Genomic DNA, 23,346 nt, shown 5'->3' with positions numbered 1-23,346 from the left:
GTGGGTTTAGTGTGGGTGGTTGAGAGGGCGATGGCGAAGGATCCTTTGGAGAGGTATGGGGATGCTGGGGAGATGTTGAGGGATCTGAGGAGCCTGCCCTTGCCCGATGACTCCCACCACGACCATGATGCTTCCTCGGAGCCTACAGTTGCCGTCCCGGTGATGTCTATTGAATCTCCTCCATCCGAGTCCACGCGCACAGCTTCGGTGATATCAGGTCCAAGAAGGACTTCAGTATACGGTGAGCCGGAGGAAGAGTCTAAGTCACGCCTCTCACCAGCATGGTTGCTAGTGCCTTTGCTGCTACTTGGTTTCTTAGGTGGATGTCTTCTAATGCGTAATAGTGTCCTATCTCTTCTACCTGGAGGTAATTCTAGTCTTGCCACTCCCACTACACCTCTACCGCCTATTGTAGTGACTACTGCTCCGACTAATACCCCTATACAATCTTCTCCGACACCAGCTGCCACTCCCACTCCTATTTTGCCTTCTGCTCCAGAGAACCTGCGTGCGAGGCTATCTCCTGATGGAGAAGCCGTGGAGCTTACATGGACGGACACGGCCTCTAATGAGACTGCCTATCTCGTCGAACGCTCGACTGATAATAGAGAGTGGTTCCTATTATCTACCTTAGCTGCTAACTCGAATTCTTTTACTGATAACACTATTTCACCCGGCAAGAAATATTATTACAGGGTCAGGGCACGCGGTCCTGAGGGTTATTCCGACTATGCTCTCACATCTATAGAGATTCCTAAGCCTACACCAGTGCCTACAAATACCCCTACTCCTACACCTACATTCACGCCTACTCCTACACCTACACCCACTCCTATCAGAGAGCGCGTGTGGATGTATGCTGCAACAACAGATTACAGTAGCGTGAACATGAGACAAGATCCAGATCCTGACTCGCCTAGACTAATAACAATTCCTTATGGTGCTAGGGTAAGGGCATTCATACCAGCTGTAGAGGGAGCAGACGGTAATGAGTGGTACGAAGTGATCTACAGAGGTATAAGAGGATACGTGTTGGCTGATCTTCTTACAATCCAAGCTCCACCGTCGATGCCAACACCTACACCCACACCTACTACCGAGCCAACACCAACCCCCACGAGGGAACCAACCCCTACACCTACGCCTAGTTCTACACCGGCTAGGACTGGCTCGGTATCTGTACGTCTTGAGGATAGCTTCTTCAGAGGAGGATATAGTAATAGAGATGGATATAAGGGCAGGTCCGCACAATGGATATACGGACAGCGTACCCAGTATTGGCGTATGAGCACTCGCTTCGTATTATGGGGAGACAGAGAAGGGATGGCAACCCTCAAGATTGTAGGCATGGACTCTGAAGATTCGAAGAAGACCAGGATAAGTATATTAATCAACGACCAAGAGATATTTAGAGGACCTGATCCATTGCCAAACGACACCCAAAACTTGAATGATTCTGGTAATTGGGGGGAAAGTACAATTAGCTTCCCGTCAAGCCTCTTAAATGATGGTAACAACACTCTAGAAATCCAAAACTTGGAGAAAAATGGTGGTTTTGGGCGCCCACCTTGGTTTATGCTGGACTATGCTGTCATTAGCTTTAATGTAGATTGAGCCAGAAATCTCTATTAATAATGTACTCTTCCTGAAAATTCAAGCCCTAATATACTAAGAATAAGTCTCACTGATTTTGAGGAGAGCGATGCTATCCGATATTTGGAAGAAGATTAGAAATACTGAACAGACGGGAGACTCAGGTACGGAGCCGGAGAGCTTATCGGATGAGATAACCCAACCCCTTCCTGTGATGGAGGTCAATAAGGCTAACTCTGGGAGTGTCATCCTTGGAATCAGAGCAGCAGCCCGGACTGACTCAGGAAGAGTGCGACGCACAAACGAAGATGATGTACTATTAGCTCTTCCTGAGTCCAACGAATCTGTGTTACCCACCATAGGTATAGTTGCTATTGCTGATGGAATGGGGGGCCACGATAAAGGCGAGGTTGCCAGCAGAACCGCAATAGAGGCCACCATAAATCACTTGCAGAACAACCCTTTCTTTACTGAGGGACATTTTCTCAGGCAGAACCTATCCGATGACGATATTGTCAATGTTGTACGTGAAGCAGTCCAAACTGCTAACAGGGCTGTTTACCGTACTAAGGTTGAGCAAAGTACAGATATGGGTACAACCTTGGTACTTGCTCTTATTTTGCGTGGCAAAAGCTATATAGCTAATGTTGGAGACAGTCGAGCCTATATAGTAAGAGACAGAGCTATACGCCGTATTACTGAGGATCATTCTTTGGTTGAGCGCATGATAGCTGCGGGACAGATAACAGAGATTGAGGCTAGAAGACATCCTCAAAGAAACCTTATATTTCGATCTTTGGGGACAGAGCCTGTGGTTGAGATAGATATGTTTGTTGAATCCCTAAGGCCGGGAGACAGGTTACTTCTCTGTAGTGATGGCCTAAACAGCATGGTATCTGATGATGTCATAGCTGATATCGTCTCCTATGAAAGTGATGTCGATCGGGCTTGCAGATTGCTTATAAGGGCTGCGAATGATGCTGGCGGTGCAGATAATATAAGCGTTGCTCTGGTCGAAATGGTAGCGCTTGAGGACCAGCGATCAATGTAAAAATATTTTTCCTTGAGATACTAGAACTTATCTATAGGTCACCCACAGTAACTATACTTATTACATATGTAATTTATGTTGAGAGAATAAATTCCGATCCCTTCTTAGAGATATCTTTATGAGAAAGCTTCTTTTACTCCATCTACTTATATTTAGTCTCTTGATTACTTCTTGCTATTCACCGCGTAAAGTTGCCGAAACTGAAAGAAGGAGTTTGTCTGTCTCCTATCAACAAGGTAATGAGTCAAATCATGTAGATAATGCAGAAGCCACAAAAAAGGCTAAAGAATCACCAAATGGCCAGCTATCTAACTCGAAATTCGTGGGTGATAGTAGAAAAAGCTTAGATCGGGGAATCCGAACTTCTGATTCAAGCCCTGGTAAAAATGCTGAGGGTGTTGCGCAGAAACAGCCTTCAACCCCTAAGGGAAACACCTTAAGCAAGATCGCAGATCGCCACCAGCCAGTAATATCCGATTCCACTCTTATGTATGTGAGTACTTCTAATGGGGCGGGGCTGAACTTGAGGGAAGCCCCTGGAGTAAGCTCTAGAGTGCTTGTGGTCGTTCCTAATGGCTCTAGGATTAGAGTATGGAAAAAATACTCGCAAGTACAGGATGGCTATACCTGGTATAGGGCAAGTTATGGTTCGACGGCGGGCTACGTAGCTTCAACCTTCTTATCTAATGACCCTGGCGATTCCTCAGGTGATGAGGATCAAGATACCCCTGGTAAAACCGTTATCTCAAAGATTGATAACAGTTCAAGCTATGGTCGTGTTTATGATCGTAATGGTAATACTTGGACTCTGAATGCTGTTGGGGACATAATGCTTAGCAGGTCCGTGCTCTATAAGATGAGATATTACGGCAGCTATCGTCATCCTTATCTCAGGACTGCTAATTTACTAAGGGATGCTGATTTTACTATAGCTAACTTGGAGCTACCTCTCTCAGACCGGATTCCTCCGCCTGCGGATGACCATACTATGACTTTTGTAGCACCTACAGCTGCTGCCGATGGCCTAAGGTGGGCAGGGATAGATGCTGTTACTTTGGCTAATAATCATACCCTGAACTTTGGGCAGGCGCCTTTAGTAGATACATTGAATGCACTAGATAAATATGGAATCGGGCACTTTGGTGGGGGTGTAAACTGGGAACAGGCTTATTCTCCTGCTATCTACAATATAAAGGGAATTAAGGTGGCTTTTCTGGGATTCGATGGCGTCTATTGGTGGAACTGGGCCAACAAGAACGCCCCAGGTATAGCTACAGCTTGGGAAGATCCCGTTAGAGAGGCGATTGCTAGGTCTAAACAACAGGCAGATGTTGTAATTCCTTACTTCCACTGGGGAGTTGAGTATACTTCAGTACCTAATCAGTTCCAGCGTCATATGGCAAGGGTAGCTATCGATGCCGGTGCCGACTTAGTGCTAGGCTCACATCCACATTGGGTACAGCAGGTCGAAATCTATAAGAGTAAGCTGATAGTGTATTCGATGGGAAACTTTGTATTCGATCAAATGTGGTCTCAGGAGACAAGGCAGGGGGTAATAGTCAAGTTCACCTTCCAAGGCAGAAACCTCGTATCTGCCAAGTTCTTGCCGGTCCTCATAGAGGATTATAATCAGCCAGTGCCTGCCACTGGTGATGACTATCGTGCGGTGCTGGATCGCATGGGGGTAGAGCCGATAGTTTATTTTGCTAAGGAGCGTGTACCTGCAAGGTGAGTTGTTCTCTCAACTCATCTGGCTCATTTACCGGCATGGAACATGTATAGTTTCTGCACACGAATGCTGTAGGTTTTTTGTTCCTGAGTGCCCTGTCCTGAAGTAACGGTAGATCACTGCGAGATGCCTCTTCCTCAGTAGTAGAGATGAGTATCTTATTGGGTATGTATGTTTGTCTTATGACTTCTAACAAGGCCTCTGTGTTTGCAGAATGCTTGTCTCCAAGTATTACGATTTCCACCGGTGGGACTAGGAGAGTATTAGCGACACACAGCATATGTCCAAACGCTGTAGGATGCTTGGACATAACCGGCGCGAGCCCACGTATCACTCTGGATGCGATCTCTCTATATTCCTGCCTATCGAATATCACGGCTAGCCTTAGTAAAGCCATGCAAGCAAGAGAATTTCCAGAAGGTGTCGCGTTGTCGTACAGGTTCCTAGGCTGTAAGAATATGTCGCTATGCTTCATAGAGGTGTCAGAGAAGGTCCCTATCTCCTCCTTCCAGAAACTATCTATCATATCCTGTACAAAGCGTCTTGCACTTTCTAGCCATTTGCCATCTGAGGTTATCTCGTAGAGGGTTATTAGTGAGTTAGAGAGTGCAGCGTAATCTTCCAAAAAGCCTGGTACTTTTGGTTTGGAGTCGCTGTAAGTGTGATGCAGCATACCATCAACGACCAAGTTGTCTAATAGGAATTGTATGTTCCTCTGAGAGGCAGTTACGTACTCTGGATTATTCATTGCAAATCCCGCTTCTGCCAAAGTATTGGACATCAACGCATTCCAAGACGTAACTACCTTAGTGTCCTTTGCAGGTGGTGTTCTTTGGTCTCTGTGATGTAGTAACTTCATCGAAGCTTTGTCAATTATCTTTTCTACCTCGGACAGGTTCATGTTATGATCTCGGGTTATATCCTCTAGGGTCTTTGCTATATGTAGGATGTTTTTGCCCTCGAAGTTGCCGCTCGCAGTCACGCCGTAATACTCACATAAGAGCTCAAACTCTTGCTCATTAAGGACCTTCTTTATTTCATCTAATGTCCACAGGTAGTACTTACCCTCCTCACCTTCTGAATCTGCATCTTGTGCTGAATAGAACCCTCCTTGAGATGACGTCATATCCTTCAGTACGTATTGTAAAGTTCTATCGGCCACCTTTAGGTACCAGTTCTTATGTGTTGCCTGCCAGGCGTGCAGGTAGGCTCGAGCAATAAGTGCCTGATCATAAAGCATCTTCTCAAAGTGAGGTATCAACCAGGTTCTATCTACGGAATATCGGTGAAAGCCCCCGCCTAGGTGGTCATGTATACCTCCCAAGCTCATGCTATCCAGGGTAATGGCTACCATGTCAAGGTATTCCTGCTGCTGAGTTCGGATGAAGCTTTGCAGCAAATATTCAACAGTCATGGGTTGTGGGAACTTGGGTGCAGTGCCAAAGCCTCCATATTGATAATCGAAGCCACTCTTTAGGTTCTGGCAGGCACTTTCCAGAATTTCTAATGATATATCGTGCGATTTCAGTTCGGCCCTGCTGATCTGGAGCAGTTGCTGGGCGATCTGCGACGCGCTCTGTTCGACCTCTTGTCTTCGGGTACGATACACCTCAGATAGCCATAACAACAACCTTTTGAATCCTGGCATCCCTACCCTATCTTCCGGGGGAAAGTATGTACCTCCAAAGAAGGGTTTACCATCGGGAGTTAGAAAGACGGTCAGTGGCCAACCTGCCTGCCCTGTCATTGCCTGCACAGCTTCCATGTAGATAGCATCTATGTCAGGTCTCTCTTCTCGATCAACCTTGATGTTTACAAAATTATCATTCATTATCTTGGCTATCTCAGGATTCTCAAACGACTCATGTGCCATAACATGACACCAATGACAGGAAGAATACCCTATAGATAGCAGTATAGGCTTATCTTCTTTACGTGCTTTATCAAAGGCTTCTTGTCCCCACGGATACCAGTCAACCGGATTTTGAGCGTGCTGTAAAAGGTAAGGACTTGATTCCTGAGCTAATCGATTTGGCATGTTATTTCCCCAATATGATGTTTGTAGATAATTCCTGCCGCAATGTTTGTACCATCTAAGTGACGTGAGTAATGGATCTTGAAGATCAGCAAGCGGTCATTTAGACACGATTTCACTGCCAGCAAAGTCCTTTCAATGCACCTGTTTCTTGCTTACAAGATCCAGATCATGACATATAAGTCGAAGATTGTTGTAAGATAACCCGCAGGTGACATCTACTTGCTATTCTACGTTCATCGCGAGGATTCATGATTCCGCCTCTAAAAGACTTCCAAGAAGGTATAGAAAGCTGAAATCGCTTCTGAGAGTTAGAGTAAGCAGCGTGCCGTTGGGACTCAAGAGTGATGGGTATGGAGAGGGCTCATGTTTACTAGGTTTTGTGGTGCCGAGGGGCGGATTCGAACCGCCGACACCGTGATTTTCAGTCACGTGCTCTACCGACTGAGCTACCTCGGCGTGTATTTTTATCGCTCAAAGTCAGGTGGGCGATAGAGGACTCGAACCTCTGACCTCCTCGGTGTAAGCGAGGCGCTCTAACCAGCTGAGCTAACCGCCCACAAAATAAAGACAAAAAATATTGGTGCCGAGGAAGGGACTCGAACCCCCACGACCGATAGTGGTCACTAGCCCCTCAAGCTAGCGCGTCTGCCAATTCCGCCACCTCGGCATCCAGACTACAAAGAGTATATAGAGCCTCGAGGTCGGCTGTCAAGGGATACCGTAGGTGCTGTCGCCACCTTGACCGGCTTGTGCAATGGGTTGGTTTTCCCCAGCATGATAGATAAGGGGATCTAGAGAATAATTTTTGAGGTTGTCAACAGGCTTAATCAAAAGGAACTAGCTCGAAGATTGTGGGCAAAGTTATTTGTCTAGTATAAGTGTTATCTCTACGATACTAGTAGGACTACTAAGCCCACAACAAGATTGGATCCTTTGATGCTGTTTGACACTTATTACTTCTGATGGATATTATCATCAGAACGCTGATATAAAATGTGGATGTTTCTGGCTTTATGGCTTCAACTTCTGAATTGATTGTTAAACCTAGAGACCGTATATATGCGAAACTTGGGGCTCTCGCGATTACGCGCTCCATTGTATTTCTTTATTTCTTATCTTTCTTGCTTTACGTGGCCTTATTCCTATTGCTCAGGGCAAAGAGTTTCCGTCTCACTCAGACCCTCACGTTGCAGATGTGGGGATGGTTAAAAGCTTTCTCAGATCTGCTCACCCCTTCGAGCTTTGATACTGCTACCTGGAGGAGTGCCCAAGCAGGGTTTCACGAGTTGCTTTTTGCTGTGATAATAGTGCTCTTGGTTGGATCATGGCTTCGAATATTATGGGTTCTCAAGACTTCTAATAGGAATTTGAAGCTCTTGTGGATACTTTTGGGTGCTTTGGGTTTGAGTATACCTTTGCTGTTGTTGCCCGGAATGTTCTCTGGAGATCTCTACCTATATATGTTCTATGGTAGGATAATAGCCAAGTACGGAGATAATCCCCTGATAGTTCCCCCTAATAATTACCCGGGAGACTTTCAGCTCTACTGGATCTACTGGAAATGGCTGCCATCGGCTTATGGCCCGGTCTGGTTGATGCTTTCAGGAGCTCTAAGTGCCTTTGGGGGGGATGGATTATGGTCAAATATATTCTCTTATAAGATAGCCGTTCTTATATTGCATGCTCTAACTACGGTGGTGGTTTGGTTATGTGCAAGATCGGTTACTCCCGAACATGCTAGTTGGGCTGCTGTATTTTATGGTTGGAACCCACTGGTGTTGCATGAAACTGTGGGCAGTGGGCATAACGATGTGATGGTAGCTCTGTTTGTATCTCTTGCCGTGCTTTCAGTGCTACGCAAGAGATGGTTGTTTGCTGTTTTCTTTCTAGTGGCAGGAAGCATGGTCAAGCTTACGACAATTGTTCTCCTTCCGCCTTTGCTGCTTGTATGGCTGATGGGGTTAGAAAGCAAAAGGGAAAGACTCCTCGCATTGAGTAAGGGGACTGTGGTCGCTCTTGTTTCTGGTTGGATATTGTACGCCCCATTATGGGCGGGTACAGCCTTGTTCACCAATTCTCTGAATAATCCTGCAGCCCAAAGATACTTGAATTCATTGTGGGAACTCATATTAATGCCCACTATGAGGGATTATTTCCCACCGCCCACCCTGGACACCCTGTTTGACATAATAAGAAACTTGCTGTTTGCTGCCTTCTTCTGTTGGATGCTCTTTCTAACTGCCAAGAAGAGAAGCCTGCAGTGGTCTTGGATCTGGCTCTGGTTTGGTTATTGCCTGACGCTTTCTTGGATATGGCCATGGTATTTCTTGCTCTTAATCGCCGTTATTGCGGTCTATAACGGGGATCTAGAGTCATCCCTCGGCGTTGCCTTGACACTTGGAGGCTTTCTGTTTTGGATGGGTTGGCCCGACCCACCGCTCCCAGCTGCTCCCTGGCTTTACTATTTTCGCTCCGTGATTCTGCTGGGTCCCGCTATCGCAGTGGTTATCATACCAAGGGTCCAGAGGTTTATGATTACCCTTCTAGGAACAAGACAAGTACAATAAGAGTATTAAAATCAGTTGAAAGTTTTTGTTAGATTGGCTAACGTCAACCTAATGTTTTAGCCTCTAGCTAGATTGGGTAAAACTAGAGAGACAGGAGGTTGGTTTTGTCTGAACAAACTTCTAATGGAAGGATTGGTGAGCCCATAGGCAGGTTGTCCAACAAGGGCTATCTGATAGCGATGACCGTTTACATGTTGGTTGTCTCGGCCTTTACCTTCAAGGCTGGAGGATTTCTCAGACTAGATACCGTGCTCCTCTTTATGCTCATAGGTGGGGTGATTATAGGTGGAGGGCGTACTTTCCTTCGTGACTGGGTGCCCTTCGTTGTGCTGTTTCTGGCCTGGCAGATGTTGGCTGGTTATGCAGATAATGTGGGATTCAAGGCGCATAATGAGATCCTTGTAAGGGCAGAGAGATTTATAGGGTTCGGGCATATACCTACTGTGGTGCTGCAAGAGCATCTCTATGTGCCAGGAAAGATCCACTGGTACGATATAATGGCAACTACTTTCTGGGCCTTTCACTTTGTTCTCCCTATTTTGTATGCGTTCATGCTTTGGGTAAACAGAAGAGATCTGTACTGGAAGTTTGTTAACTCGCTGTTGCTGCTATCTTTTGCAGGATTCTTGACTTACATGCTATTTCCCGCAGTACCTCCTTGGTTGGCATCCTATTGGGGAACTATTCCTCAGAGAATCTATCTGATCAGGGACATAGTGCTAAGTCAGCTCCACTTTGGTGGTATGTCCTTATCTATGCTGATCAAGCATGGTAACCCTAATTATGTAGCTGCTATGCCCTCTTTACATGCTGCCTATCCCACGCTGGTGTTCGTATTTAGTTTGTTCCATTGGAGGAAGTTTGCTCCTATAGCTCTCCTATATTGCTTTGGCCTGTGGTTCAGCATTATATATATAGGAGATCACTATGTTATAGACACTCTCGCAGGTATCGCTTATGCAGTAGCATCTTTCATAATTGTCTCGCTTATTTATCGCTACCTTGAGAAGAGGCGTGAGAAACTAGTCCTAGAGACATCACAAGCTGTGGAGGCTGCGGGCTAATAATGGATCCATTCGCTGACCTTATTGCTAGTCTAAGTACCGATCATGATGAGCGTGCAGGTCAACCTGCTCGAGTTGATCTGCATCGTCAATCACGTAAGGGCATACCCGAGGTCATATACGCTCCTGGTAAGACCATCGAAATAATATTTCGGAGCATGGAAGAGCTTCTTAGTCATTCAGGTAGAGCCATAGTTAGCAGACCATCATCTGAGATCAGAGAGAAGATAATTGCACGTTACAGCCATAGATATCATGTTATTGGTAATTGGTCTGTGGCTATTGAAGATCCCAATATTCCTCTCCCAACACTAGATGCCACAGTGGGGATAATCACCGCTGGCTCGTCTGATTGGCCTATAGCTGAGGAAGCTCAATTAGTAGTTCGACACATGGGATGCAGAATTATAGAGGCTAGAGATGTCGGAGTTGCCGGTATACATAGGTTGTTCCCTCCCTTGCGTGAGATGTTAGATCGAGGTGTAGATGTTATCATAGTTGTAGCTGGCATGGATGGCGCTCTACCCTCAGTTGTCTCGGGATTAGTAGATGTTCCCGTGGTGGGAATACCTACATCTACCGGATATGGAGCCGGTGGACGGGGATGGGGGGCACTACTGTCTATGCTTCAGACCTGTGCTCCTGGACTATCGGTGGTTAACATAGACAACGGGGTTGGCGGTGGCGCCGTTGCAGGAATGATAGCCAGACAAGTATCTAAAGCAAGGAGGGAAAATTCTAGCAATGGTAAATGAAGGTAATGTTGCACCCGACTTTACATTGCCGGATGAGAATGGTAATCAAGTTACTCTAAGTCAGTTTAGAGGACGCAAGGTTATACTGTATTTTTATCCCAAGGACGATACTCCGGGTTGTACAACCGAAGCCTGCGGTATAAGGGATAGTTTTCCTAACTTTGAAGCCTCCGGCGCCGTTGTACTTGGTGTCAGTCCAGACTCTGTAGAAAGTCACAAGAAGTTCAAGGAAAAGTACAATCTACCGTTTACACTCTTGGCAGATACTGATCACAGGGTGGCTGAGATGTATGGTGTTTGGGGCACTAAAAAGATGTATGGCCGAGAATTTACAGGTGTTCTTCGCACAACTTTCCTGATAGATGAAGAAGGCAAGGTGCAGAAGGTCTTCAAGAATGTCAAACCGGATGTGCATGCTCAGGAGCTAGTTGAAGCTCTGGCTTCCTAAGTGGGCATTAGTATAGTCCACCACAGCCACCAAAAGCTTCCTACCGCGTATAGTAAAGCTATGTATATTCGGTACCTTTCATTCCAGGATATAGCCAGCAAGGCAAATCCTGGAATGAGGTACCAAGGGTAAGCCGTAAGAAACAGCATCGGAAGAAGGGACATTGTACTTCCCCACGCAAATGCTTCTTTCTCTAAGCATGTTTTTTTGTCCTTATAAATGACAAAGGACTGTAGCAATACCCACAACATGAGTAATGCCACGCCTATCTCTGAAGCCAGTGTGCTGAAGTAGTAGGCCTTGTCAAAGTCGTAGAAGGGGGCTGTATACCTAAGCACCTGATCCCTGACTAGTAGAGGCACGAATCCTGTTACGAATAGCCTCTGCCTATCTAAAAATGCTGGAAAGGCTTTCCCCTGCCAGTAAGGCAAATATGTTGCTGCAGCCAAGAAGATGAATATACCCATAAGGAGGAATGTTCTCTTTAGTCTGTTTCTAGAGACCTCCATCTTGATTTGCGATACAAAATTGATCAGTAATAGAGGAGCAGTTGTGAATTTGGTCAGAAAAGATACCACCAGTAATATCCACCCAGTTAGGCAGCTTTTATGTTTATAGATTGCAAACAAACCTAGGACCACCAACAATCCTACAAATGCATCTAAGTGAGCATTAGCAGGACCCTCAAACAGGACCAATGGATTCCATGCGAACAAAGCTGTTGCAAATCTTCTGCTCTCACTGTTTTTGAGAAGATGCCAGATAAGGTAAGCGGTGGCGAGAACCGAAAACCCTCCCAAAAGCTTAAATCCCATGCTTGCCGCTAAGGGTGAGTTGCCAGTAATGAGGATAACTAACGCCGACAGACTAGTCCATATAGGTCCATAGACAGCTTTCAGATCTATCCAATAATTGAAGGGCAGTAATGGGCTGTTAGGTAGGTCTGCCGGAACCGTCAGGTACGGGTTAAGTCCGTGTAGTGCAAGTGATTCTCCGCTTATACCGTAGTAAAAGACGTCGGTAGAGAATAACGGTGGCGTAATGGTAGCAGCAAGTACCAGTAATACTATTGAAATCCAGAGCCAGATTCTGTTTATTCTGCTCGCTACAAAAATCAAAGATAGAACATATAAAGACCATAGGGCTATGTACATGCTCTCAAATAATGGCCAGAATTCCCACATAGAGCCAAAATCGATTGGAGGTATGAGCAGGCTACTTCGGTAGATACGTGAGATCTCTATAGAGTAGTACGGTAATCTATCACGGCCGGCCCAGGGCTCAATAAAGTCATAAGGTATATTAAACTGCATCAGACAGATTATCAGGAACACTAAGATGAAGAGAGAGAGGATGATCGTCCTTCTGTATCCTACTCCCCTGTAAGTATCTGCATATCTGCTATATCTACTGGGATAGCCAACTGTCACTTGATATCATCAAGATCCGGAGCTAAGTTTTGAGCATATAAAGTTCAAAAGCGTAGACGCTGCTGCCCTAGGCTCAAGTTCCCTATTTGCCACCTTAGCTACTAGGTCTATTGCTTCAGGATATTGAAGAGCTATCATCCCATAGTTTCTAACTGCTTCTTGGAGCAGCAAAAGCATCTCAGATTCTATCGAAGACTTGGCTCTGTTCGCTATCTCACCACTATTGTATAGGTGCTCCTTATGCTTCTGAATCTCATCAACTAACTCAGATATACCTTCTCCAGTCGTTGCTATCGTTTTCTTAATGGGTACCTTCCAGCCCCCGGGTGATGGCTTTGATAGCGAAAGCATCTGCCTTAAATTATTTGCCAGCTCCTCTACTCCTGGCATATCTGCTTTATTTATTACGAGTATGTCCGCTATCTCCAGGATACCTGCCTTGATTGTTTGGACATCGTCCCCCATTCCCGGCATATTCACAAGGACTATCGTCTGTGCTGTCTTAGCGATGTCCACTTCGTCTTGCCCGACCCCTACGGTCTCTATGATAACCACATCCTTGCCAGCTGCATCCAAGACACGTACAACATCCCTGGTGGATTTGGTTAGTCCACCTAGATTGCCTCTTGTAGCCATGGATCTTATGAATACGCCAGGGTCGGACTGCATCCGCAGCATTCGGATTCTATCTCCTAGGATAGCTCCACCGGTTATGGAGCTGGATGGGTCAATAGCTACTACTCCTACGGTGAGTCCCCGCTTTCTGTACTCTCTTATTAGCTCCTGAGTAATGGTGCTCTTTCCAGAGCCTGCAGGTCCAGTTATACCAACGATATGCGCTCTACCTGTGTGAGGATATAAAGCACTAATGATGGTCCTAGCCTGAGGAGCATCATCCTCGATCATGGAGATCAGACGAGCTATTGCAAGTCTGTCACCTTTAAGTACTCGATCAGCTAGCGATGTGTCTACGGTTCGTGTTGACGTTTGCTCTGATGAATTCAACTATCTCCCTCAAACTACTACCTGGCCCAAAGATTCCCTTTATGCCTATCTCGTGGAGCTTGGGTATGTCTTCTGCTGGAATAATTCCACCTGCAACCACTAATACATCTTCTAGGCCATTTTCTTTCAGCAGTTCCATGATACGAGGAAATAGGGTCATGTGTGCACCTGATAGTATAGAAAGTCCGATAACATCTACATCTTCCTGGATAGCAGCCTCGACTATCATTTCAGGAGTCTGCCTTAGTCCAGTGTAGATGACTTCCATGCCTGCATCTCTTAGGGCTCGAGCTATGACCTTAGCTCCTCTATCGTGACCGTCAAGTCCAGGCTTAGCTACGAGCACCCTAATACGATGTTCCTGTGAAGGTAACTCCTGATAGGCAAAGGAAGTTGCTGCTTCGCTCAATTTTATACTCCTTTACCTTGGTGGTAACTTTGGGCCTAGCTTTGTAGTATTTCTAGGCTCCTAATTCTACATTCTCTAGTTATAGAGATTGTTTTCTCTTTTGTAAAGCTTATCCCTTTACTTCTAGTCTTAGACTATTATCTGTTCGTTGTAAGTACCAAAGATATCTCTGAGCACGTCAGTGATCTCCCCTAGGGTAGCATCTGCATTGGCGGCTTCAATCAGGAAAGGCATAAGGTTCTCGCCTGTCTTGGCTGCCTTCTTTACTCTATCGAGCGATTCCCGCCATGCATTCTTGTCTCTACTACTTCTGATCTCCTTCAGCCTTTCTCTCTGTAGTTGCTCCCCCTTGGGATCTATTTTCAGGATAGGTGGTTGCCAGTTGTAGTCATCATCTTGGTATGCGTTCACTCCTACTATCTTCCGCTCTCCGGATTCCAATTCCTGGTTATAACGATAAGCGCTCTCGGCTATTTCCCGTTGTGGGAATCCTGCCTTTATAGCCTCGATCATTCCGCCCATGTCTCTTATCTTTTGTATGTACTCACGTGCTGAGAATTCTACCTGGTTAGTAAGCGTTTCCAAGAAATAGCTGCCTCCAAGAGGATCTACGGTGTTAGTCACGCCGCTTTCTTCTGCGATGATCTGCTGGGTTCTCAAGGCTATCTTTGCAGCTAGTTCGGATGGTAGCGCAAGGGCTTCATCCAAGGAGTTGGTATGTATGCTCTGTGCTCCGCCCAACACCGCCGCGAGGGCTTGTAGCGTGGTACGTACTATATTGTTTGCAGGTTGCTGGGCTGTGAGAGAGCATCCTGCTGTCTGGGCGTGAAATCTCAACCTCCAAGATCTGGGATCTTTGGCACCGTATCTATCTCTGACTTCATAGGCCCATATCCTGCGCGCAGACCTGAACTTCGCTATTTCCTCGAATAGATCATTATGTGAATTGAAGAAAAAGGATAATCTTGGGGCAAAATCATCTATCTTCAGTCCTCTCGCCAAAGCATGTTCTATATAGGTGAAGCCATCGCTTAGCGTGAATGCTAGTTCCTGGATTGCAGTAGAGCCTGCCTCCCTTATGTGATATCCGCTGATGCTAATGGTGTTCCATTGAGGCATCTCTTTCATGCCAAACTCTATAGTGTCAGTAACAAGCCGCATCGAAGGCTCTGGGGGGAAGATGAACTCTTTTTGTGCTATATACTCCTTGAGTATATCGTTCTGCAACGTCCCCCTTAGCTGAGATCTGTGGTAACCAAAGCGTTCTGCAGCAGCTATAAACATAGCCCAGATTATGGCTGCCGGCCCATTGATGGTCATGGATACACTTACTTTATCCAGTGGCAATCCTTGTAGGAGAATCTCCATATCACGTCTAGATGATATGGCTACTCCACATTTCCCAAATTCCCCTTCGGCCAGCGGATGATCAGTATCATAGCCGTACAGGGTGGGTAAATCGAATGCTATAGATAGTCCCGTCTGTCCATTCCTTAGCAGATAGTGGAATCTGCGATTGGTCTCCTCGGCTGTACCGTAGCCTGCAAACATTCTCATAGTCCAGAGCTTGGACCTGTACATTGTGGGATGTATACCACGCGTGTAAGGGAACTCACCCGGCAGTCCTAATGCCTGGTTATAAGAGATATCTTTGGTATCTAAAGGTGTGTAAGTGGCCTTGATTGGGATACCTGAAAGGGATATAAAGCGTTCTTTGCGCTCAGGTATTCTTCTAATTGACTCTGGGAGGGTTTTCTCAAGCCAGTGATTATATGCTTCCTCTAAGTCTGATTGATGCTGCAAGTCACCTGCTGGGTAAGTGCTACCTTCTTCCACCTTCATGTCCCCTCGCCCCCTTTCTTGCTCACTAAGGAGCACTTTACATAGGGTTATTTACACCTAAAAGGGGAATAAGTCCAGACTCAAGGAATGGTGGTCTTTATCTACAGGTAGTCATAGAAGCCACTACCTGTCTTTCTGCCAAGCTTACCAGCAGCAACCATCTGTCTAAGCAATGGACAAGGCCTGTATTTAGGGTCCCTGAATCCTTCATAGAGGACATCAAGTATATAGAGGCAAACATCTAAACCTATGAAGTCTGCTAGCTCTAGAGGCCCCATGGGGTGGTTCATACCAAGCTTCATGACCTTATCTATATCATCTCTCGAAGCCACCCCTTCGTAAAGGGCAAATATAGCTTCGTTGATCATCGGCATTAGTACTCTGTTGGACACGAAGCCCGGAAAGTCCCTCACTACTACTGGTTCCTTCCCTAGTCTATGTGCTTCATCTATGATCTTTTGGCACGTTTCGTCACTGGTCTTTAGCCCTCTTACTACTTCTACCAACTTCATTACGGGTACCGGATTAAAAAAGTGCATACCTATAAATTTGTCTTCTCTGCTGGTAGAAGCTGCCAATCGGGTTATCGATATTGAAGAGGTGTTTGATGCAAATATGGTATCAGATGGAAATAGCTCGTCAGCCAAACTAAAAAGCTCAAGCTTGGCCTCTACATTCTCGTAGATGGCTTCAATTAGCAGATCGGCTGAAGATACCTGTCTGATATCCGACAAGGCAACTATATTGGAGAGCACACTTTGCTTTTGCTCCGGAGTTATCCTACCCTTTTGTACCGACCTTTCTAGATTCTCAGAGATCGTCTCTAATCCAAGTGATAGTTGCTTTGGATCTACCTCTACTAGATACACCTTGTCTCCCGCTTGAGCAAAAACCTGGGCGATACCTCGCCCCATTGTGCCAGCTCCCACGACAACTATGTCTGCCACTTCTCCGCTCCTTACAGAAGTCTAGGTTTGCTCCTGTCGGCGGAATAGTATCACAGAAAGGCCACCAAGTATTACTACATACAGAATAAGCGTGATAACAGCTCTCTCCGTACTAACGGATAGCACAGATCCTGGCGCTGAGTTATCAGCTAGCTGTTGTCCAAACGTCGAGCTGACTTGGCTGGCGTTGATACCTATAAGTATCTTGACAAATTCCCTTATCTGTGAAACTGATTGAGCTACAAGCTGCATTATTGTCTCGAGTGCGAGTGAGTAGATTAGTCCAAGTCCTACAGCTAGGGCTGTTCCTTTGAAGAGGGTTGCAAGGAAAATGCCTATTGAAGTCCAAGCTCCCATAATCAACAACCCTGCCCCTATTGCTCTTATAAGCTCAGCTATAGAAGGCCAGTTGGCTTTTATTCCCTCTATCTGCATTACTACCAAGCTGTCAAGGTAGGCAGTTGCGATGGAGATAAGTGTATATAGTGCTACGACCGATGCTGCACCTAGCAACTTACCGAAAAAGACTTGCGACCTTGTGGGTTTCTGCGTTAGCACTGTTTTCCAGGTGTTCCACCCATATTCGCCACCTACTGTCATTGCTCCCAAGATGAGAGCAACCGCTCCACCAAACCCTGAGATGGATGTCAACGCTAGTCCAAGTACATTTTCAGGAGAAATCATCTGAGTGAAAACCACATTGCCCTGGGTGGTTTGCGCCTCTTGGGGGGTGATCTTTATTATCCAGTAAATCAGCAGCCAAAAAAGTGTGCTTACTATTGTCACAAGAGCCAGTACCCATATGGCTGGTCTTTTATAGAGCTTGATCAGTTCTGCTTTGAATGAACCTAACATATCTATATCTCTCCTAAACTACTTGTTCCTCGTTAACTTCCGTTAGGTTAAGGAAGACTTCTTCAAGGCTTTGACTAGTAGGATGCAGTTCACTAACAGCTACCCCGGACTGTACAAGAAGCCTGTTGATTTCGGCTGCCATGCTCGGGTCGGTAGAGATGAGCAATGCACCATCTCTCTCCTCTATCTTTTCTATGTAGTCTAGGTTCCTTAGCATGCTAAGAGCCAAATCAGCCGGGGTGGCTCGGACCAGCAGAACTCCAGAACCCTTTAGTTCAGAAATAGTTCCCTCGGCTATAAGTCGTCCTTGCTGGATAACGCCTACTCTGTCACATATCTGTTCCACCTCATTCAATAGGTGGCTTGATAGTAGTACGGTACGGTTACCTTGCCCAAGGTTACGTATTAGCTCCCTCATCTCTGCCATGCCTTTAGGGTCAAGGCCATTAGTAGGTTCATCGAGTATCAGGATTTGCGGATCCTTGAGCAACGTAGCGGCTACACCTAGTCTCTGTTTCATTCCTAGGGAGTAACCTTTGAATTTATCCTTAGCTCTATCCTTTAGATCAACTATTTCCAAGACTTCATCAATTCTAGATCTGGGAGCGCCGCTGTAATCTGCGATGACACGGAGATTGTCTCTTCCTGATAGATACGGGTAGAAGGCTGGTGATTCCACTAGTGAACCTAGTAAGGATAATGATTCGGGTGTTCCTGGGGCCTTTCCTAGTATGCTGGCACTACCTGATGTGGGTTTGATAAGTCCCAACAACATTTTTAAGGTAGTTGTCTTGCCAGCACCGTTAGGACCTAAGAAACCATATATTTCACCTGCTCTTACCCTCAGGTTGAGGTTATCGACAGCCTTGATCTTGTTATTGTAGATCTTGGTTAGGTTGTTTGTTTCTATTACGTATTCCATGTCCTGCTTCTCCAAGAGATCATATTTCGGCAAATTCCGAAATATACTGCTGATTATAGCATAGAAATGATGTATTTATGCATGCGATTGCAATTGCAATCGCTCTTCAGCATCATAATCTTTGGAAATAGAGTAAATCAAATTTTAGGCTATAAGGAGGTTCGAATCTTAATAATACTTTTATTGGGAATTTGAATACTCATCTTCAGCGTATTAGGAATATAATTAGCCCTTAGGTGCTGCTTCAATCGTTGGTAGATATAGATATTGTGTTTATGCACTTATAGTGGCTTTATTTAAAACAACTTATATGAGGTTGGTCCTTGTCCGATCAATCTAATGGATTCTCGAGAATTACCGACCATATATCTGTTCTTATAATCTCGGTCTCCATGGTACTGCTAGTTATATTAGCAAGGCCCAAATCTGAGAAAGTTGCTAACGTGATTGCCCAACCTACTTCGCCACCTACACCATCTACTGTAACTGTCCACATACTAGGAGCTGTACGTAATCCCGGGGTCTATACCTTGCCTGCTAGAAGCAGGGTTGTGGACGCCGTGAGGAGTGCAGGTGGTTTTACAACAAAGGCCGATGCTATGGGTGTAAATCTAGCTCAGATACTACGTGATGAGATGCAGATTATAGTACCTTTCAAGGCTCCTGATCCCAAGGTGGGTAGCAACCATGGGCAGTCAACAGCTAATTCAACTCCCTCCGGCAGGTTCGGTGCCCAAGAACCACAAATAGCACCTATAAACATCAATATAGCTACTAAGGAACAATTGGAAGAGCTACCAGGCATCGGCCCAAGTAAGGCAGCTGCGATCATAGAGTTTAGGCAGAAGCATGGGCCATTCAACAGCTTTGAAGATCTTCTCGACGTGCCGGGTATAGGTCCTTCAACACTGGAAAACATTAAAAGCATGGTTGTATTCAGGTGATATACGTCTTCGTCTTTGCGTGGTTATTAGGTCTTGTATTCGGTACATTCTTCAATCTGGACTATTTACCTATATCTCTATGTTTAGTTATGCTTGTAGCCTTTGTTTGGCGAAATAAGAATAAGGTTTATTTTTGTCTGGCAATAGCCATGCTTGCATCTCTGTTAGGTGTTCTAAGATCTGAGGTTTACTATTCCAGAGCTGACTGGGCAAACAGCGATGCTTTATCCTCCGAGTACAAGGGAAAGGTATTGGATGAAGGTTCTAATTCTGCACTTGTAAGTCTAAGTAGCCCTCATAGTGGTATCTGGCTTGTAGTGGGTAGTATTAGAAACCTGGCTCCAGGAGATCACTTGTACATTAGAGGCAGCTCAGTGCCTTTCTATCAGCTAGATGGTTTCCTGTTCAGATACTCGCTGAGCAAGGGTGCTCATGGGGTAATATTTGCTAAGTCCATCAAGGTGGTTGGTAAAGATCGGTGGAATCTTCAATCTATTATGGCGAAGATTCGCAATAGTACATCTTCTCTGATTGGATCTTACGTAGGCTATCCTTACTCTTCCGTAGCTGAGAGCATGGTTTTGGGTAATGTCGGCAATATTCCCGAAGATATTGAAAAGGACTTTCGTGAGTCTGGGCTTTCGCACATACTGGTTGCCTCCGGTTTCAATGTAACCATATTGGTGTTGATAGTTATAGCTTTCCTTCGGCCTTTAATAGGCATAAGAGGCTCGATGTGTTTTGCATTTATTCTCATCCCCATATATATGGGTATATCAGGTATGTCCTCCCCCGTGGTTAGGGCCTCCCTGATGGCTATAGTATCCCTTTGGGGCAGGTGGATAGGCCGTCAGAATGATTCTGGTAGATCCTTGTGCTTTGCTCTTGTGCTTATCACCGCTCTGCAACCCTTCTCCATCTACGATATAGGTATGCAGCTCTCTGTGTTGGCTACGGCTGGTATAGTATGGCTGTACCCGTCAGTAGCCAGAGCTATGGTTCGTCTTCCAGAATTGCTTCGGGAAACAGTTGCTATATCCTTTGTGGCTCAGGCTAGCACGATGCCATTACTGATCTTCTATTTCGGTAAGGTCTCTCACTTGGCCATACTGGCGAATGTTTTAGTGGCACCTTTTATTCCTTTGGAAATGGTACTTACCACCCTAACGGTTGTGCTAGGAGTATTATCGGCATCCTTGGGAAATGCTCTTGGGTGGTTAACTAGCAAGTTCGTGCTGGCAATTGTGTATATAGCAACCTCCATAAGCGAAATATCTGCTGCTAGTGAACTTAAGCTCATGGTTGGACCCAAGTCTCTGGTGATGTACTATCTAGTTTTTATTGCGGTAATACTAATTGCTCAGCCTGTTGCTCGTAGGTATGCAAGAGATTTCTGGGTATTCTAATTGGCGAATCTGCTTGACACAGGACTTAACCCCTGATATGCTGCCAGTAGTTAAGAAAACCTTAGGTTTTCCGTTTAGGGTAAAGGAGGTGATGCCCATGGACACATCAGGTAGTAAGGGCATCACCGGAGGAAGGCTAGCTTAGTCATCGTTCTCCGGTGATCCCTTTTTCTTTTAGGTCGAGCTTTAGTAGCTCGACCTTTTTTATTGCGACATAATATTTAACTTGTTAGGATTTCTTAGACCAAGTTTGTGGGGAACTCTTAAGTGCTGGCTGAGCTCCATATCAGAGATTTCGCGATCATTTCGGAGATAAATATCAGCTTTAGTCCTGGCTTCAACGCCTTCACAGGGGAGACAGGCGCTGGGAAAAGCATAATAATTGATGCTCTTGACCTTGTATTGGGCGGTCGCGCATCTCCTGATATGGTGCGTACCGGAGCCTCTTCCTCCCTTATTCAGGCTATGTTCGTGTTGGAGGGAGATGTACTTAGAGAAGTAAGTGAACTTCTGGAGTCTAATGGTCTTGCCCCCTCTGAGGAGCTTATTATTACCCGGGAGATTAGCTCAAGTGGCAGATCATCTGCAAGGATCAACGGCTCCCTTGTTCCCGTAACCCTTCTGAGGCAACTGGGTGAGAATCTGGTGGATATCACTGGTCAATCAGAACATCTAGTTCTATTGCGCCCTTCCGCCCAAAGGGATGTGCTCGATCACTATGCTGGTGCTATTGATCTACGCTCTGAGGTGAGCCAGCTGTATAACGAAATAAGGCGAGTGCGATCTGAGTTGGAGGCCCTGGTTTCCGGTCAACGTGAGGCAGAGCGCCGCGCTGATATGTTGCGTTACCAGATTGAGGAGATCAGTTCAGCCGGTTTACAGCCTGGTGAGGATGAAGAACTACTGAAACGAAGGAATTTACTGGCTAATGCTGAGAAGCTAGCTCAGCTAGCTGACGGTGTCTATCAGTCCTTGTACTCCTCTAGCACAAGTGCGATAGATCAACTTCAGCAAGCTCAGAGTCTTCTCGAAGAATTGGTACGTCTTGACAACTCCTTGTCCTCTAATCTGGATATGATATCTGAGGCGGTTGTTGCTGTTGAAGAAGCTTCGCTTGATATTCGTAGATATAGAGATTCTATAGAGTTTGATCCTGGCATGCTCGAGGTGGTTGAAGAACGCCTGGATCTCATAAACAGGCTAAAACGAAAATATGGGTCTACTATTGAGGAGATACTCCAGTATCGGGACAATGCTGAGGCTGAGCTTTTTGATATCGAGAACAGCGACGAAAAGATAAAGAAGCTAGAAACCCAACTTGAGAACCTTCGGCAGCAATTGGCGCAGAAGGCCAAAGCTTTATCTTCTATAAGGTCGAAGGCTGCTAAGGACTTGGGTAGAAAGATAGAGCGAGAGCTAAACGACCTGCTGATGACCAATGCTCGGATCGAGATAAGAGTCAGTTATAAGCAACCTTCTGACTATTCAATCTCTATAGATGGGATAGAGGTAGGCGTGGATCAAACTGGTGCTGACGACATAGAGTTGTTGGTATCGCCTAATCCTGGGGAACCGCTCAAACCTATAGCTAAGGTCGCGTCCGGAGGAGAGATATCTCGTATTATGCTGGCGATAAGGACTGTGTTGTCTGTGGCAGACAACACTCCTACATTGATATTTGACGAGGTGGACGTGGGCATTGGTGGTCGTAGTGGTAGGATAGTTGGTGAAAAGCTAGCCGGACTAGCAAGTAATCACCAGGTCATAGCTATAACCCATTTAGCGCAGGTAGCTGCTTACGCAGATACACACTTCAAGATAACTAAGGTTATTCAAGATAACCTAACAACAACAAGGGTTGATAAGCTTGACAGAGAGGGCATTAGGCATGAGTTAGCAGCCATGCTTGGTGGTATGCCTGTGACAGATAGATCCCTGCAAAGTGCTGATGAACTTATAGATTTGGCTAATAGATCCAGGCGACTATCTTTGGCTTCGTAGGATTATTTGACTATAGGTCATATAAACTGCTAATCTCCTTACGGCAGAAAGCTAAATATAGACAAGGCGCTGAAGGGGAATAGTAGGCACCAGCTGAGAAATACAGAGATCTGGAACACGGTGAGAACCAGACAGTAGGCTGTGCTGAACCCGCCCTGGAGCTTCTGTCGAAGCGTCTCATGGACGATAAGGCAGTGCGCTGCCCCCGTTAAAGGGCTGATCAGCGTTCGCTGGTCACTGAGGTGGGAGTTTCAAGCTCCAATCGAGGTGGTACCGCGGGAAATTATAAAACCCGTCCTCGAAGTCTTGCGCTTCGAAGGGCGGGTTTTTTATTACAACC

Annotated in this window: 18 protein-coding genes, 3 tRNA genes and 1 other annotated feature; of the genes, 10 read left to right on the top strand and 11 right to left on the bottom strand. The window is 45.8% G+C overall.

The features are described 5' to 3' along the window. From N2245_RS02880 to N2245_RS02870, 3 genes are all read left to right on the top strand, one after another. Positions 1-1,614: SH3 domain-containing protein (locus N2245_RS02880; RefSeq protein WP_494535218.1), on the top strand; the 1,614-nt coding region annotated here is incomplete at its 5' end. Between the two features lie 88 nt (positions 1,615-1,702). After that, positions 1,703-2,644 (top strand): Stp1/IreP family PP2C-type Ser/Thr phosphatase, encoded by a 942-nt coding sequence (locus N2245_RS02875; RefSeq protein ID WP_494535217.1) that lies wholly within the window; start codon positions 1,703-1,705, stop codon positions 2,642-2,644. Positions 2,645-2,858: 214 nt separating this feature from the next. Continuing rightward, the gene (locus tag N2245_RS02870) at positions 2,859-4,376 is read left to right on the top strand and encodes a CapA family protein (protein ID WP_494535216.1); all 1,518 of its coding nucleotides are present in this window, start codon (positions 2,859-2,861) and stop codon (positions 4,374-4,376) included. On the opposite strand, the gene N2245_RS02865 is transcribed toward N2245_RS02870, so the two are convergent. From N2245_RS02865 to N2245_RS02850, 4 genes are all read right to left on the bottom strand, one after another. Further along, positions 4,351-6,411, bottom strand: coding sequence for a thioredoxin domain-containing protein (locus tag N2245_RS02865; protein ID WP_494535215.1), 2,061 nt, complete (start codon positions 6,409-6,411; stop codon positions 4,351-4,353). The two genes, N2245_RS02870 and N2245_RS02865, sit on opposite strands and share 26 nt — an antisense overlap. A 380-nt stretch (positions 6,412-6,791) precedes the next feature. After that, a tRNA-Phe gene (locus tag N2245_RS02860) sits at positions 6,792-6,867 on the bottom strand. Positions 6,868-6,893: 26 nt separating this feature from the next. Beyond that, positions 6,894-6,967 (bottom strand) — tRNA-Val (locus N2245_RS02855). A 22-nt stretch (positions 6,968-6,989) separates the two neighbouring features. Continuing rightward, positions 6,990-7,078: transfer RNA gene (locus N2245_RS02850), tRNA-Leu, on the bottom strand. A gap of 346 nt (positions 7,079-7,424) precedes the next feature. On the opposite strand from N2245_RS02850, the gene N2245_RS02845 reads away from it, so the two are divergent. From N2245_RS02845 to bcp, 4 genes are all read left to right on the top strand, one after another. After that, positions 7,425-8,978 carry an MptA/MptB family glycosyltransferase gene (locus N2245_RS02845; RefSeq protein WP_494535214.1) on the top strand — a complete coding sequence of 518 codons (1,554 nt, stop codon included), beginning with the start codon at positions 7,425-7,427 and terminating at the stop codon, positions 8,976-8,978. Positions 8,979-9,082: 104 nt separating this feature from the next. Further along, complete coding sequence (locus N2245_RS02840) at positions 9,083-10,042, top strand: phosphatase PAP2 family protein (RefSeq protein ID WP_494535213.1); 960 nt, start codon at positions 9,083-9,085, stop codon at positions 10,040-10,042. Between the two features lie 2 nt (positions 10,043-10,044). Continuing rightward, positions 10,045-10,797 carry a nickel pincer cofactor biosynthesis protein LarB gene (gene larB, locus N2245_RS02835; RefSeq protein WP_494535212.1) on the top strand — a complete coding sequence of 251 codons (753 nt, stop codon included), beginning with the start codon at positions 10,045-10,047 and terminating at the stop codon, positions 10,795-10,797. Further along, positions 10,787-11,245, top strand: coding sequence for a thioredoxin-dependent thiol peroxidase (bcp, locus tag N2245_RS02830; RefSeq protein WP_494535211.1), 459 nt, complete (start codon positions 10,787-10,789; stop codon positions 11,243-11,245). Before larB ends, bcp begins: the two co-directional genes overlap by 11 nt. On the opposite strand, the gene N2245_RS02825 is transcribed toward bcp, so the two are convergent. From N2245_RS02825 to N2245_RS02795, 7 genes are all read right to left on the bottom strand, one after another. Further along, positions 11,242-12,675 (bottom strand): MptA/MptB family glycosyltransferase, encoded by a 1,434-nt coding sequence (locus tag N2245_RS02825; RefSeq protein ID WP_494535210.1) that lies wholly within the window; start codon positions 12,673-12,675, stop codon positions 11,242-11,244. The two genes, bcp and N2245_RS02825, sit on opposite strands and share 4 nt — an antisense overlap. Positions 12,676-12,684: 9 nt before the next feature. Continuing rightward, a complete protein-coding gene (gene meaB / locus N2245_RS02820) occupies positions 12,685-13,680 on the bottom strand; it encodes a methylmalonyl Co-A mutase-associated GTPase MeaB (protein WP_494535209.1) in 996 nt (331 codons plus the stop codon). Continuing rightward, positions 13,628-14,089 carry a cobalamin B12-binding domain-containing protein gene (locus tag N2245_RS02815; protein WP_494535208.1) on the bottom strand — a complete coding sequence of 154 codons (462 nt, stop codon included), beginning with the start codon at positions 14,087-14,089 and terminating at the stop codon, positions 13,628-13,630. The genes meaB and N2245_RS02815 overlap by 53 nt, the downstream gene beginning before the upstream one ends. Positions 14,090-14,218: 129 nt before the next feature. Further along, the gene (locus N2245_RS02810) at positions 14,219-15,931 is read right to left on the bottom strand and encodes an acyl-CoA mutase large subunit family protein (protein ID WP_494535207.1); all 1,713 of its coding nucleotides are present in this window, start codon (positions 15,929-15,931) and stop codon (positions 14,219-14,221) included. 101 nt (positions 15,932-16,032) lie between these two features. Further along, complete coding sequence (locus N2245_RS02805; RefSeq protein WP_494535206.1) at positions 16,033-16,878, bottom strand: 3-hydroxybutyryl-CoA dehydrogenase; 846 nt, start codon at positions 16,876-16,878, stop codon at positions 16,033-16,035. A gap of 21 nt (positions 16,879-16,899) precedes the next feature. Continuing rightward, positions 16,900-17,733: an ABC transporter permease gene (locus tag N2245_RS02800; protein WP_494535205.1), complete on the bottom strand. Its 834-nt coding sequence runs from the start codon at positions 17,731-17,733 to the stop codon at positions 16,900-16,902. 13 nt (positions 17,734-17,746) lie between these two features. Beyond that, positions 17,747-18,655 (bottom strand): ABC transporter ATP-binding protein, encoded by a 909-nt coding sequence (locus N2245_RS02795; RefSeq protein ID WP_494535204.1) that lies wholly within the window; start codon positions 18,653-18,655, stop codon positions 17,747-17,749. Positions 18,656-18,978: 323 nt separating this feature from the next. Here N2245_RS02795 and N2245_RS02790 point away from each other — a divergent pair, with 323 nt between their 5' ends. From N2245_RS02790 to recN, 3 genes are all read left to right on the top strand, one after another. After that, positions 18,979-19,599, top strand: coding sequence for a helix-hairpin-helix domain-containing protein (locus tag N2245_RS02790; RefSeq protein ID WP_494535203.1), 621 nt, complete (start codon positions 18,979-18,981; stop codon positions 19,597-19,599). Next, positions 19,596-21,005 (top strand): ComEC/Rec2 family competence protein, encoded by a 1,410-nt coding sequence (locus N2245_RS02785; RefSeq protein WP_494535202.1) that lies wholly within the window; start codon positions 19,596-19,598, stop codon positions 21,003-21,005. Before N2245_RS02790 ends, N2245_RS02785 begins: the two co-directional genes overlap by 4 nt. Before the next feature lie 267 nt (positions 21,006-21,272). Continuing rightward, the gene (gene recN, locus N2245_RS02780; protein ID WP_494535201.1) at positions 21,273-23,006 is read left to right on the top strand and encodes a DNA repair protein RecN; all 1,734 of its coding nucleotides are present in this window, start codon (positions 21,273-21,275) and stop codon (positions 23,004-23,006) included. A 60-nt stretch (positions 23,007-23,066) separates the two neighbouring features. Beyond that, positions 23,067-23,309: a binding site (T-box leader), on the top strand. The last annotated feature ends 37 nt before the right edge of the window (positions 23,310-23,346 follow it).

Source organism: Thermobaculum sp. T2p, assembly GCF_059335935.1.
The sequence above is the reverse complement of the archived record's forward strand: the minus strand, read 5'-3'. Positions and strand labels throughout refer to the sequence as shown.

Coding starts and splice junctions, on each gene's coding strand:
- N2245_RS02875 (WP_494535217.1), top strand. CDS start 1,703: ATGCTATCCGATATTTGGAAGAAGATTAGAAATACTGAACAGACGGGA.
- N2245_RS02865 (WP_494535215.1), bottom strand. CDS start 6,411: ATGCCAAATCGATTAGCTCAGGAATCAAGTCCTTACCTTTTACAGCAC.
- N2245_RS02845 (WP_494535214.1), top strand. CDS start 7,425: ATGGCTTCAACTTCTGAATTGATTGTTAAACCTAGAGACCGTATATAT.
- larB (WP_494535212.1), top strand. CDS start 10,045: ATGGATCCATTCGCTGACCTTATTGCTAGTCTAAGTACCGATCATGAT.
- bcp (WP_494535211.1), top strand. CDS start 10,787: ATGGTAAATGAAGGTAATGTTGCACCCGACTTTACATTGCCGGATGAG.
- N2245_RS02810 (WP_494535207.1), bottom strand. CDS start 15,931: ATGAAGGTGGAAGAAGGTAGCACTTACCCAGCAGGTGACTTGCAGCAT.
- N2245_RS02800 (WP_494535205.1), bottom strand. CDS start 17,733: ATGTTAGGTTCATTCAAAGCAGAACTGATCAAGCTCTATAAAAGACCA.
- N2245_RS02795 (WP_494535204.1), bottom strand. CDS start 18,655: ATGGAATACGTAATAGAAACAAACAACCTAACCAAGATCTACAATAAC.